Genomic DNA, 13,394 nt, shown 5'->3' with positions numbered 1-13,394 from the left:
TCGCGTCAGCCGAGGATCTCGGCGAGGAACATGCCGGTGTGGCTGCCCTCGACCTTCGCCACGTGCTCGGGGGTGCCCACCGCGACCACCTGTCCGCCGCCGGCGCCGCCCTCGGGACCCATGTCGATCAGCCAGTCGGCGGACTTGATGACGTCGAGGTTGTGCTCGATGGTGATCACCGTGTTGCCCTTGTCGACCAGGCCGTTGAGGACGAGGAGGAGCTTGCGGACGTCCTCGAAGTGCAGGCCCGTCGTCGGCTCGTCGAGCACGTAGACGCTGCGGCCGTTGGAGCGGCGCTGGAGCTCGGTGGCCAGCTTGACGCGCTGCGCCTCGCCGCCGGAGAGCGTGGTCGCGCTCTGGCCGAGGCGGACGTAGCCGAGGCCCACCTCCACCAGCGTGCGGAGGAAGCGGTGGATCGCCGTGATGGGCTCGAAGAAGTCGGCCGCCTCGGCGATCGGCATGTCGAGCACCTCGGCGATGTTCTTGCCCTTGTAGTGCACGGTCAGTGTGTCGCGGTTGTAGCGCGCTCCCCCGCAGACCTCGCACGCCACGTAGACGTCGGGCAGGAAGTTCATCTCGATCTTGATGGTGCCGTCGCCCGAGCAGGCCTCGCAGCGGCCGCCCTTGACGTTGAAGCTGAAGCGTCCGGGCAGGTACCCCCGCGCCTTCGCCTCGGTGGTCTCGGCGAAGAGGTTGCGGATGCGGTCGAACACGCCCGTGTAGGTGGCGGGGTTCGAGCGCGGCGTGCGGCCGATCGGGTTCTGGTCGACGTGCACGACCTTGTCGAGGTTCTCGAGGCCGGTGACGCGCGTGTGCTTGCCCGGCACCTTGCGGGCGCCGTTGAGCTGGTTGGCGAGCACGCGGTAGAGGATGTCGTTCACGAGGGTGCTCTTGCCGGAGCCGGAGACCCCGGTGACCGCGACGAACGTGCCGAGCGGGAACTCCGCGTCGACCTTGCGGAGGTTGTTGGCGTTCGCCCCGACGACCTTGATCATCCGCTTGCGGTCGATCTTCCGCCGCTTCTTCGGGACCTCGATCGCCTTGCGGCCCGAGACGTAGTCGCCGGTCAGCGAGTGGGTGTTCTCGAGCAGCGACTCGTAGGAGCCGGAGTGCACGACCTTGCCGCCGTTGACCCCGGCGCCCGGGCCGATGTCGACGATCCAGTCGGCGGTGCGGATGGTGTCCTCGTCGTGCTCGACCACGATCAGCGTGTTGCCCAGATCGCGCAGCTTGATGAGGGTGTCGATCAGGCGGCGGTTGTCGCGCTGGTGCAGGCCGATGCTCGGCTCGTCGAGCACGTAGAGCACGCCGGTCAGCCCGGAGCCGATCTGGGTCGCCAGGCGGATGCGCTGCGCCTCGCCGCCCGACAGGGAGGCGGCGGCGCGCGAGAGGTTGAGGTAGTTGAGCCCGACTTCGATGAGGAAGTCGATGCGCGCGCGGATCTCGCGTAGCACCTGCGCGGCGATGTGCGCCTCGCGGTCGGTCAGCTCGAGCCGGCTCATGAAGTCCTGGGCGTCGCCGAGGCTGAGGTCGGCCACGTCCGCGATGCTCGCCCCGTGCACGAGCACGGCGAGCACCTCGGGCTTGAGGCGGGAGCCCTTGCACACGGGGCAGGGCACCTCGCGGAGGAACTCGGACCAGCGGGTGCGCTGGACGTCGGTCTCGGCCTGGACGAACTGGCGCTCGATGTAGGGCACGACGCCCTCGAAGCCCGAGGTGTAGCTCATCTCGCGGCCGTAGCGATTCTTCCACTTGACCTTGACCTCGAAGTTGTCGCCGTGGAGGACGGCCTGCTGCACCTCGGTGCTGAGGCGCTTCCACGGGGTGGTGAGCGTGAAGCCGAGGTCGCGGGAGAGGCCGTCGAGCAGCTTCTCGTAGTACTGGAACAAGCCCTTGCCCTGGGTGGTCCAGGGGATGATGACGCCCTCGGCGATGCTCAGGTCGGGGTCGCCGAGCAGCAGCTCGTCGTCGACCGACATGCGCGTGCCGAGGCCCGAGCACTCCGGGCAGGCGCCGAAGGGCGCGTTGAAGGAGAAGGTCCGCGGCTCGATCTCGGTCAGCGAGATCGGGTGGTTGTTGGGGCAGGACAGCTTCTCGGAGTAGGTGGTCCAGGCGCCGTCGCCCTCGCCGTCGACGTAGTTGATCTGCACGATGCCGTCGGTGAGCCGCAGGGCCGTCTCGAGCGAGTCGGTGAGGCGCCCGAGGATGTCGGGGCCGGCCACGAGCCGGTCGACCACGACGGAGATGTCGTGCTTGTACTGCTTCTTGAGCACCGGCGGCTCGCTCAGCTGGACGAGCTTCCCGTCCACCATGGCGCGGGAGTAGCCGCCCGCGGTCAGCTCCTTGAAGAGGTCGACGAACTCGCCCTTCTTCTGCGAGACGACGGGGCTGAGGATCTGGTAGCGGGTACCGGTCTCGAGCTCCATCAGCTGGTCGGCGATCTGCTGCACGGTCTGCGCGGAGATCCGCTCGCTGCAGATGGGGCAGTGCGGGACGCCGATGCGCGCCCAGAGCAGACGCATGTAGTCGAAGATCTCGGTGATCGTGCCGACGGTGGAGCGCGGGTTGCGGTTCGTCGACTTCTGGTCGATCGAGACCGCGGGGCTGAGGCCCTCGATGAAGTCGACGTCCGGCCGGTCCACCTGCCCGAGGAACTGGCGGGCGTACGCGGAGAGGGACTCGACGTAGCGCCGCTGGCCCTCCGCGAAGATCGTGTCGAAGGCCAGGGAGGACTTGCCCGAGCCCGAGAGACCGGTGAACACCACCATCGAGTCGCGCGGGATCTCGAGGTCGACGTTCTGCAGGTTGTGCACCCGCGCGCCGCTCACCACCAGCTTCGAGGACGACTCGTCGAGCGAGGAGACGAAGCGGTGGAAGGAGGGAGAGGGGGTGGAGGAGGGGTCCGTAACGGCGTTCAGGATCGACACTCCGAAAGTGTATGCGGAGCCACCGACATCGCCCGTGGCGTTCGCTGGGCGCTGATCCGCGGGCCCCTCCCCTTGCGGATCAGCGCCCCCGATCAGGACAGGTGCCCGGCCTTCTCCATCTGGCGGAGCTCGCGCTTGAGCTCCTGGACCTCGTCCCGCAGCCGGGCCGCGAGCTCGAACTTGAGCTCGCCCGCCGCCTGGAGCATCTGCCCGTTGAGGTCGGAGATGATCGCCTCGAGATCGTTGCCGCCGTTCGCGGCGAGACCCTGACGGCGCAGGTTCGGCGTCGGGCTCTTCTTCTTGGCGTCGCGCCCGGCGAGCAGCTTGGCGGTGTCGGCCCCCTCGCGGGCGAGGGCGTCGGTGATGTCGGCGATCTTCTTCCGCAGCGGCGTCGGGTCGATGCCGTGGTCGAGGTTGTAGGCGACCTGCTTCTCGCGTCGGCGGTCGGTCTCGTCGATCGCGAGCCGCATCGAGTCCGTCACCTTGTCGGCGTACATGTGGACCTCGCCCGAGACGTTGCGCGCCGCACGGCCGATCGTCTGGATGAGCGACGTGGACGAGCGGAGGAAGCCCTCCTTGTCGGCGTCGAGGATCGCCACGAGCGAGACCTCCGGCAGGTCGAGCCCCTCGCGCAGCAGGTTGATGCCGACCAGGACGTCGTACACGCCCGCTCGCAGCTCCGAGAGGAGCTCGACGCGCCGCAGGGTGTCGACGTCGGAGTGCAGGTAGCGGACCCGGACGCCGGCCTCCGTGAGGAAGTCGGTGAGCTCCTCGGCCATGCGCTTCGTCAGCGTCGTGACGAGCACGCGCTCGTCGCGCTCGGTGCGGCGCTTGATCTCCTCGAGCAGGTCGTCGATCTGGCCCTTCGTCGGCTTGACGACGATCTCGGGATCGATCAGGCCGGTCGGGCGGATGATCTGCTCGACGATGCCGTCGGCGATGCCCATCTCGTAGCGGCCCGGGGTCGCCGAGAGGTAGACGGTCTGGCCGACGCGCGACTTGAACTCCTCCCACTTCAGGGGCCGGTTGTCCATCGCCGAGGGCAGGCGGAAGCCGTGCTCGACCAGCGTGCGCTTGCGGGAGGCGTCGCCCTCGTACATCGCACCGATCTGCGGCACCGTCACGTGCGACTCGTCGATCACGACGAGGAAGTCGTCCGGGAAGTAGTCGAGCAGGCAGTGCGGGGCCTCGCCCGACTCGCGGCCGTCGATGTGGCGGGAGTAGTTCTCGATGCCGGAGCAGAATCCGATCTGCTGCATCATCTCGAGATCGAAGGTCGTGCGCATCCGCAGGCGCTGCGCCTCGAGGAGCTTGTTCTGCTTCTCGAGGTCGGCCAGGCGCACCTCGAGCTCCTGCTGGATGGTGTCGATCGCACGGTGCATGACGTCCTGGCTGGCGACGTAGTGCGAGCCGGGGAAGACCGACACGGAGTCGAGCTTCCGGACGATGTCGCCGGTGAGCGGGTGGAGCGTGTAGAGCGCCTCGATCTCGTCGCCGAACATCTCGATCCGGATCGCGAGCTCCTCGTACATCGGGATGATCTCGATCGTGTCGCCCCGCACCCGGAAGGTGCCGCGGGCGAAGTCGACGTCGTTGCGCGCGTACTGCATCGACACGAACTTGCGGATGAGGCGGTCCCGGTCGACCCGCTGGCCGACCTGGAGCGCCACCATCGCCTCGAGGTACTGCTCGGGCTGGCCGAGGCCGTAGATGCACGAGACGGTCGACACCACGATCACGTCGCGGCGGCTCAGGAGCGAGTTCGTGGTGGAGTGGCGCAGCCGCTCGACCTCGGCGTTGACCGAGCTGTCCTTCTCGATGAAGGTGTCGGTCTGCGGGACGTAGGCCTCGGGCTGGTAGTAGTCGTAGTACGAGACGAAGTACTCGACGGCGTTGTTGGGGAACAGCTCGCGGAACTCGTTGGCGAGCTGCGCGGCGAGGGTCTTGTTGTGCGCGAGCACGAGCGTGGGGCGCTGCACGGCCTCGACGAGCCAGGCCGTGGTCGCGGACTTGCCGGTCCCGGTGGCGCCCAGCAGGACGACATCGGTCTCGCCGGCGTTGATGCGGGCGCTCAGATCGGCGATCGCGCCGGGCTGGTCACCGCTCGGCTTGTACTCGCTGATGACCTCGAACGGGTGCACGGCACGGGTTGGCTCCATGGTTCGAAGCGTAGCCGCGACCACCGACACCGGACGGCGCGTGCGCTGGCGGCGAACGGGGGTGCGCTCTCCGGCCGGGCCGCTCGGCCACGAGGGCGGGTGTCCGGGACGGACCGTCAGCGGGCGAGACGCTCCCACAGCGCGTCGGTCCGAGCGAGCGTCTCCTCCAGCGTGCCGGAGGAGTCGATCACGACGTCGGCGAGGGCGAGGCGCTCCTCGTCGCTCGCCTGCGACGAGACCCGCGCACGAGCCTCCTCCTCGGTCAGTCCCCGGAGGGCGACGAGACGCTCGATGCGGAGGTGCTGCGGCGCGTGCACGACGACCACCTCGTCGAACTCCCCCGCTCCACGGCCCTCGGCGAGGAGGGGGACGTCGTATACGACCACCGCGGCCGGGTCCGCCTCGGCGGCCTCCGCGAACAGCCGCTGCGAACGGAGGGTCACCGCCGGATGGGTGATCGCATTGAGGTCGGCGCGGGCCGCCGCGTCCGAGAAGACGATCGCGCCGAGCGCCGGGCGGTCGAGCGCGCCGTCCGCGCGGATCACGGACGGGCCGAAGCGCTCGGCGATCGCCGCCAGCGCCGGCTCCCCCGGCTCGACGACCTCGCGCGCGAGGACGTCGGCGTCGACCACCACCGCTCCGTGCTCGGCGAGACGGCGGGCGACGGTGGACTTGCCCGAGGCGATGCCTCCGGTGAGGGCGACGAGATGCACCCGGCCACCCTACCCAGCGCCGTCGCCCGGAACGCCGAACGGCCGGCCCCCGAGGGGACCGGCCGTTCGATGCGATGTGCTCGCGATCAGTTGTTCGAGGACAGCTTCTCGCGGAGCGCGGCGAGCGACTCGTCGTCGGCGAGGGTGCCGCCGGTGGTCGACTCGCTGGTGAAGCCGGCGCCGACCGAGACGCCCTCGGAGACGGTGGCCGCCTCCTCCTGCGACTTGGCGACCTGGGCCTTGTGGGCCTCCCAGCGCGCCTGAGCAGCGGCGTACTCCAGCTCCCAGGCCTCGCGCTGCGACTCGAAGCCCTCGCGCCACTCGTTGGTCTCGGGGTCGAAGCCCTCGGGGTACTTGTAGTTCCCCTGGTCGTCGTACTCCGTGGCCATGCCGTAGAGCGCCGGGTCGAACTCGGTGCCCTCGGGGTCGACGTTCTCGTTCGCCTGCTTGAGCGAGAGGGAGATGCGGCGACGGTCGAGGTCGATGTCGATGACCTTGACGAACACCTCTTCGCCGACCGACACGACCTGCTCGGCGAGCTCGACGTGCTTGCCCGACAGCTCGGAGATGTGGACGAGGCCCTCGATGCCGTCCGCGACGCGGACGAAGGCACCGAACGGGACCAGCTTCGTGACCTTGCCCGGCGCGACCTGTCCGATCGCGTGGGTGCGGGCGAAGACCTGCCACGGGTCCTCCTGGGTCGCCTTGAGCGAGAGCGACACGCGCTCGCGGTCGAGGTCGACCTCGAGGATCTCGACGGTGACCTCCTGGCCCACCTCGACGACCTCGGAGGCGTGCTCGATGTGCTTCCAGGAGAGCTCGGAGACGTGGACGAGACCGTCGACGCCGCCGAGGTCGACGAACGCACCGAAGTTGACGATCGACGACACGACGCCCTTGCGGACCTGACCCTTGTGCAGGTTGTTCAGGAACGTGGTGCGGCTCTCGGATTGGGTCTGCTCGAGGAGCGCGCGACGCGACAGGACCACGTTGTTGCGGTTCTTGTCGAGCTCGAGGATCTTCGCCTCGATCTCCTGGCCGAGGTACGGCGTGAGGTCGCGGACACGGCGCAGCTCGATGAGCGAGGCCGGGAGGAAGCCGCGGAGGCCGATGTCGACGATGAGACCGCCCTTGACGACCTCGATGACCGAGCCGGTGACGACGCCGTCCGACTCCTTGATCTTCTCGACGTCGCCCCACGCGCGCTCGTACTGCGCACGCTTCTTGGACAGGATCAGGCGACCCTCCTTGTCCTCCTTCTGGAGGACGAGGGCCTCGACGCTGTCGCCCACGTTGACGACCTCGGAGGGGTCGACGTCGTGCTTGATGGAGAGCTCGCGCGAGGGGATGACGCCCTCGGTCTTGTAGCCGACGTCGAGGAGGACCTCGTCGCGGTCGATCTTCACGACGGTGCCTTCGATGAGGTCTCCGTCGTTGAAGAACTTCAGAGTCTTTTCGACCGCGGCAAGAAAGTCTTCAGCAGACCCGATGTCGTTGATCGCGACCTGCTTGGTTGCCTTGTCGGTCGTTGCGGTTGTCATTAAGGGATGCTCCAGGATGGATGGGTCTCGGGCGGCGGCCGCCTGCGGGCCTCGCGGCTCGGCGGAGTGGTGACCACTGCGGTGGTGAGGGATGTGCCTCCGGCCCGGGAGCCGCGCTCGGCCGGCCGGAGGACCGGCCTTCCTCGCGCGCCGCGGGCACGGCGGCGCCACAGATGTGACACCCCAGCTTAGACGCCCCGGGAGGCGCACGGCAATCTCGCCGCGCCCGTCCAGGCGCGGGTTCCGGAGTCAGCCGGCGAGGGAGGAGCGGAGGGTGTCGAGACCGACGCCGCCGAGGTCGAGCGCCCTCCGGTGGAAGGCCGCGAGCGAGAACGCGGCGCCCTCGCGCGCCTCCGCCTCGTCGCGCAGCTGCTCCCAGATCCGCTGCCCGATCTTGTAGGACGGAGCCTGCCCCGGCCAGCCGAGGTACCGGTTCACCTCGAAGCGCACGAACGCGTCGTCCATGTTCACGTTGGCCCGCATGAAGTCGAGGGCCGACTCGGCGGTCCAGACGGTGCCGGAGCCCGGCATCGGCTTCTGGAGGTGCACGCCGATGTCCAGCACGACGCGCGCCGCGCGCATCCGCTGGCCGTCGAGCATGCCCAGGCGGTCGGCCGGGTCGTCGAGGTAGCCGAAGCGCTCCATCAGCCGCTCCGCGTAGAGCGCCCAGCCCTCGGCGTGGCCGGAGGTCCCGGCGAGCTGACGGCGCCAGGTGTTGAGGCGGGCGCGGTTGTGGACGGCCTGGCCGATCTGCAGGTGATGGCCCGGGACGCCCTCGTGGTAGACCGTGGTCAGCTCCCGCCAGGTGGCGAACTCGGTGACTCCGGCCGGGACCGACCACCACATCCGCCCCGGGCGCGAGAAGTCGTCGCTCGGACCGGTGTAGTAGATGCCGCCCTCCTGGGTCGGCGCGATCCTGCACTCGAGGCGGCGCACCTCCTCCGGGATGTCGAAGGCGGTGCCGGCGAGCTCGCGGACGGAGCGGTCGCTGGTCTCCTGCATCCACGCCTGCAGAGCGTCGACGCCGTGCAGAGTGCGGGCCGGGTCCGCCTCGAGGTGGGCGATCGCCTCGGCGACGGAGGCGCCGGGCAGGATCTCGCGCGCGATCGCCTCCTGCTCGGACGTCATGCGGGCCAGCTCCTCGATCCCCCACTCGTAGGTCTCGTCGAGGTCGACGACAGCGCCGAGGAAGCGGCGGGAGTGCAGCGCGTACAGCTCCCGGCCGACGGCGTCCTGCTCGGTCGCGGCGGGGGCGAGCTCGCCCCGGAGGAACTGCGCGAGCGACCCGTAGGCGGCCGAGGCACGGCGGGCGCCGTCCTCCAGCCGCTGAGCGAGCGACGCGGGCAGGGATCCGGCGGCGGGAGCGGCCTCCGCGGCCAGCTCGGCGAAGAACCCGCGGGGAGCGGCGATCTTCCGCGCCTGCTCGGCGACGAGCTCGACCTGGCGGCGGGCGGGGACCACGCCGGTGCGGATCCCCTCGCGCAGGGTCTCCGCGTAGCCCTCGAGGGCGGCCGGCACGGCCAGCAGCCGCTCGGCGACCGCCTCCCAGTCGGCGACCTCGTCCGTCGGCATCAGGTCGAAGACGTCGCGCAGCTCCTGCGCCGGGGACGCGATCACGTTGAGGTCCCGCAGCGGCAGACCGGCGTCGTGCCCCTCCAGGGAGAGCCGGAGCTCGGCGCCGAGGTCGGCGACCGTGACGCGGTCGACGTCGTCCACGGGGTCGGCGGCCTCGAGCTCGGCGAGGGCCGAGGCGGTCGCCGCCCGGGCCTGCTCGAGACCGGCCGGCGAGTAGTCGCCCAGACGGCCGTTCGCGCCGCTGCGTCCGATCGCGGTGCCGAGGGTGGGGTCGAGGTCGACGAGCGTGTCGACCCAGCGCTCGGCGACGGCGTCGACGGCGGTGGGCTCGCGGGGGGTGTCGGTGCTCATGCCTCCGAGCCTAGCCAGGCCCTGCGGCCGGCTCAGTGCGCGGCGACGTCCCAGTCGGACCCGTGGCCCACCTGCACCTCGAGCGGGACGCTCAGGTCGGCGGCACCCGCCATCCGGCCGCGGACGATCGCCTCGAGCGGCTCCTCCTCGCCGGGGGCGACGTCGAAGATCAGCTCGTCGTGCACCTGGAGGAGCATCCGAGAGCCGAGCCCCTGCTCGTCGAGGTCGGCCTGCACGCCGATCATCGCGCGCTTCATGATGTCGGCGGCCGAGCCCTGGATCGGCGAGTTGAGTGCCGCCCTCTCGGCGTTGTCGCGGAGGACGCGGTTCGCGCTCTGCAGGTCGGGGAACGGACGCCGGCGACCGAAGATCGTCTCGGTGTAGCCGGTCTCGCGGGCCTGCTCGACGACGCTGCGGAGGTAGTCCCTCACCGCGCCGAAGCGGACGAAGTAGTCGGTCATCAGCTGCTTGGCCTCGGCGCTCGAGATGCGCAGCTGCTTCGACAGGCCGAAGGCGCTCAGGCCGTAGGCGAGGCCGTACGACATCGCCTTGACCTTGTTGCGCATGGCCGAGGTGACGTCGCCCGGATCGACGCCGAAGATCCGCGACCCGACGAAGCGGTGCAGGTCCTCGCCGGAGTGGAAGGCCTCGATCAGCCCGGCGTCGCCGGAGAGGTGCGCCATGATCCGCATCTCGATCTGCGAGTAGTCGGCGGTGAGGAGGGTGCTCGCGTCCGCTCCGTGGACGAAGGCGGTGCGGATGCGGCGGCCCACCTCGCTGCGGACGGGGATGTTCTGCAGGTTCGGGTCGTTGGAGGAGATCCGGCCGGTGGCCGTGCCGGTCTGGTCGTAGCTGGTGTGGATCCGGCCGTCGGCGGTGACCGACTTCTCGAGCGTCTCGATGATCTGCTTGAGCTTGGTCGCGTCGCGGTGCTCGAGGAGCAGCCCGAGGAACGGGTGCGGGTGGGACTCCTGCAGGTCGGCGAGGGCGGAGGCGTCGGTGGTGTAGCCCGTCTTCGTGGCCCGGGTGCGCGGCATGTCGAGCTCCTCGAAGAGGACCTGCTGCAGCTGCTTGGGCGAGCCGAGGTTCATCTCGTGGCCGATCTCGGCGAACGCGCGGCTCGCGAGGTCGGCGGCCGAGACGGTCAGCTCGGCGCGGAGGCGCGCCAGCACGTCGGCGTCGATCGCGACGCCGGTGAGCTCCATCGTCGCGAGGACCTGGACGATCGGCAGCTCGATGTCGACGAGCACCGAGAGCATCCCCTCGCCCAGCCGCTCGCGCAGCGGAGCGACGAGCCGGTACGCGTACCAGGCCTCGGTGGCGGGCCCCATCGGCTCGACGGTGGGGACCAGCTGGTTCGGGTCGCCCTGCGCCATGGTCTCGTCGAGGTGCTGCGCGACCTGCGCCGCGAGCGTGGCCGGATGCCCGGTGGGCTGCACCAGCCAGGAGGCGACGCGGGTGTCGAACGCGAGCCCCGCGACGGGGAGTCCGGCCCTCCGCAGCGCCTTGATCTGGGGCTTCGCGTCGGCGAAGTACTTGGGGGCGGGCCCGGCCAGCCACTGCTCGAGCGCGGTGTAGTCGGGCCGCTCGGCGGCCCACGGGACGAACGCCGTCTCCTTCTCGACCGCGAGGCCCACACCCTCGAGCCCGCCGGCTCCGAGCAGGACCTGCACGGCAACCGGCGCGGTGCCCTTCGCCGACACGCGGTCGAGCCAGTGCGCGAGCTCCTCGTCGACCAGGGTGCGGACGGCGGGTGCGGAGGTCGTGACCACGTCGCCCGCCAGGGCCGCGGCAGCGCCGTCGACGCCCTCCTCCGCGGCGATCGTGAGGACCCGCTCCTGCAGGGTCTTGAACTCGAGGCGGCTGAAGATCTCGCGGACCGCGTCGGGATCGATCGGACGGCGCGTCAGATCGTGCGGCCCGAGGGGGAGCTCGACGTCCGTCACCAGCCGGTTGAGGCGGCGGTTGCGGAGCGCGTTCTCCTTCTGCTCGCGTAGCTTCTCGCCGACCACGCCCTTGATCTCGTCGGCGTGGGCGATGATGTCGGCGACCGTGCCGTACTGGTTGACCCACTTCGCGGCCGTCTTGGGGCCGACCTTGTCGACGCCGGGCAGGTTGTCGCTGGTCTCGCCGACGAGGGCGGCGATCTCGGGGTACTGGTGCGGCTCGACGCCGTACTTCTCGAACACCTTGTCGCGGTCGTAGCGGGTGAGCTGCGAGACGCCCTGGGTGGAGGGGTAGAGCAGGGTGACGTCCGGGGTCACCAGCTGGATGGTGTCGCGATCGCCCGAGACGACCAGCACGCGGAAGCCGGCCTCGGCCCCCTGGCGCGCGAGCGTCGCGAGGATGTCGTCGGCCTCGAAGTCCTCCTTCGAGACGGTCCGGATGTTCATGGCGTGCAGCGCCTCCTCGAGGAGGGGGACCTGGCCCTTGAACTCGGGCGGCGTCTCGCCGCGGGTGCCCTTGTACTCCGGGTACTCGCGCGTGCGGAACGAGTAGCGGGAGATGTCGAACGCGACGCCGAGGTGGGTCGGCTTCTCGTTCTTCAGCAGCAGGATCAGCATCGAGAGGAAGCCGTGGATGGCGTTCGTGTGCTGGCCCTCGCGGGTCTGGAAGCTGTCGACCGGGAGCGCGTAGAACGCCCGGAACGCCAGGGAATGGCCGTCGACGAGCAGGAGGGTAGGCTGTTCCGGATCTGACACAGGGCCAGACTACACAGCGCCTCCGACACCGGATCGGCCCGCTCGCGCCCGCCGGTCAGGGCCGCTCCGAGGCTCCAGCGCGAGGAGCGACGTGACCGAGCCGACCCCCACCACGACCGCCTGGATCCGCCCGCCCGCGCTCGACCTGGTCGCCGGGATCGGCCGCGGCATGGGCGAGCTCGCCGAGCGGATGGGGATCCTCTGGCACGAGCTCACCCCGCAGCACTCGGTGGCCTCGATGCCCGTCGAGGGCAACCGGCAGCCGGTCGGCATCCTGCACGGCGGCGCGCACGTCGTGCTCGCCGAGTCGATGGGCTCGATCGCGGCGAACGTGCACGCCGGCGCGGGCCGCCTGGCGATGGGCATCGAGCTGAACGCGAGCCACAGCCGGTCGGTCCACTCGGGCTTCGTGATCGCCACCTGCGACGCGATCCACCTGGGCTCCACCCTCACCACCCACGAGATCGTCGTGCGCGACCAGGAGGGGCGCCGCCTCTCCACCGTGCGGATCACCAACATCATCCGCGACGCCCGCTGACGGGAGCGGACGGGTCCCCCTCGCGGGAGCGGAGGGCGACGACCGCGCCCAGGACCGCGACCGCCGTCGGGACCGCCCGCGCCTGCGAGCGACGGGGGATCGACCGGTCGGCCGCGCCGCTCGGGGACCCGGCACCGCGGCGAGCGGCACTGTCAAGCGACGGCGCGCGACTGTGCCCGGTGGTGCCCGAAGGGCGACACTGAGCGGATGAGCCTTCGCCATCTCCTCAAGAGCCTCCCGTCCATGCCCTCCGAGCTGCCCTCGTTCGATGCGGAGGCGGCTCCGGCCGATCCTCTCGAGCTGTTCGCGCAGTGGCTCGAGGAGGCGAAGGACGCGGGCCAGCTCCTCCCCCACGGCGCCACGCTCTCCACCGCCTCCGACGACGGCACGGTCTCGGCGCGCGTGCTCGTGCTGCGCGAGATCGACGAGGCGGGCTGGGCGTTCTCCACCCATGCCACCAGCCCCAAGGGACGCGCCATGGAGGAGAACCCGCACGCCGCGCTGACCTTCTTCTGGCCGGTCCAGGGCCGTCAGGTCCGGGTCGAGGGCCGGGTCGAGCGCGCCTCCGCGCAGGAGTCGGCCGACGACTTCCGCCGCCGCTCCGAGGCCGCTCGCACCGCCCTGCTCGTCGGACGCCAGAGCGAGCCGATGCGCAGCGCGCAGGACTTCGGCCTCGTCACGCTCCAGACCAGCGTCGCCGTGGGCTGCTCGCCCGCGACGCTCGACCGGGAGTGGGCCGTCTACCGCGTCGTGCCCGAGCGCATCGAGTTCTGGCAGGGCTCGACCGCGCCGGAGCAGGATCACACCCGTCTCGAGTACCGCCCGGGAACGACGGAGGCGGGCGGCTCCCCGTGGGAGCGCACCCGCCTCTGGCCCTGAGGCCGTGGG

At 70.5% G+C, this 13,394-nt stretch carries 8 protein-coding genes; 2 read left to right on the top strand and 6 right to left on the bottom strand.

Features of this window, described 5'->3' with window-relative positions; genetic code table 11:
• Nucleotides 1-5 precede the first annotated feature (5 nt).
• From uvrA to polA, 6 genes are all read right to left on the bottom strand, one after another.
• Nucleotides 6-2,831, bottom strand: coding sequence for an excinuclease ABC subunit UvrA (gene uvrA, locus C5C36_RS01810; protein WP_244229661.1), 2,826 nt, complete (start codon nucleotides 2,829-2,831; stop codon nucleotides 6-8).
• Between the two features lie 188 nt (nucleotides 2,832-3,019).
• Nucleotides 3,020-5,086, bottom strand: a complete 2,067-nt coding sequence (uvrB, locus tag C5C36_RS01805; RefSeq protein ID WP_104221901.1) for an excinuclease ABC subunit UvrB — start codon at nucleotides 5,084-5,086, stop codon at nucleotides 3,020-3,022.
• Nucleotides 5,087-5,202: 116 nt separating this feature from the next.
• Nucleotides 5,203-5,799, bottom strand: coding sequence for a dephospho-CoA kinase (coaE, locus tag C5C36_RS01800; protein WP_104221899.1), 597 nt, complete (start codon nucleotides 5,797-5,799; stop codon nucleotides 5,203-5,205).
• A gap of 86 nt (nucleotides 5,800-5,885) precedes the next feature.
• On the bottom strand, nucleotides 5,886-7,340 hold the full coding sequence (gene rpsA / locus C5C36_RS01795; RefSeq protein WP_104225298.1) for a 30S ribosomal protein S1: 1,455 nt from the start codon (nucleotides 7,338-7,340) through the stop codon (nucleotides 5,886-5,888).
• Between the two features lie 249 nt (nucleotides 7,341-7,589).
• The gene (locus tag C5C36_RS01790) at nucleotides 7,590-9,266 is read right to left on the bottom strand and encodes a DUF885 domain-containing protein (RefSeq protein ID WP_104273124.1); all 1,677 of its coding nucleotides are present in this window, start codon (nucleotides 9,264-9,266) and stop codon (nucleotides 7,590-7,592) included.
• A 32-nt stretch (nucleotides 9,267-9,298) separates the two neighbouring features.
• The gene (gene polA, locus C5C36_RS01785) at nucleotides 9,299-11,968 is read right to left on the bottom strand and encodes a DNA polymerase I (protein WP_104273125.1); all 2,670 of its coding nucleotides are present in this window, start codon (nucleotides 11,966-11,968) and stop codon (nucleotides 9,299-9,301) included.
• Between the two features lie 91 nt (nucleotides 11,969-12,059).
• Between polA and C5C36_RS01780 the strand changes: the two genes are divergently transcribed.
• Nucleotides 12,060-12,506, top strand: a complete 447-nt coding sequence (locus C5C36_RS01780; RefSeq protein WP_374953047.1) for a PaaI family thioesterase — start codon at nucleotides 12,060-12,062, stop codon at nucleotides 12,504-12,506.
• A gap of 207 nt (nucleotides 12,507-12,713) precedes the next feature.
• Nucleotides 12,714-13,385 (top strand): pyridoxal 5'-phosphate synthase, encoded by a 672-nt coding sequence (locus tag C5C36_RS01775; protein ID WP_104232645.1) that lies wholly within the window; start codon nucleotides 12,714-12,716, stop codon nucleotides 13,383-13,385.
• Nucleotides 13,386-13,394 lie beyond the last annotated feature (9 nt).

The sequence above is a fragment of the Rathayibacter sp. AY1G1 genome (assembly GCF_002932095.1).
Taxonomy (GTDB): Bacteria; Actinomycetota; Actinomycetes; order Actinomycetales; family Microbacteriaceae; genus Rathayibacter.
This window is presented reverse-complemented; position numbering and strand designations above follow the sequence as displayed.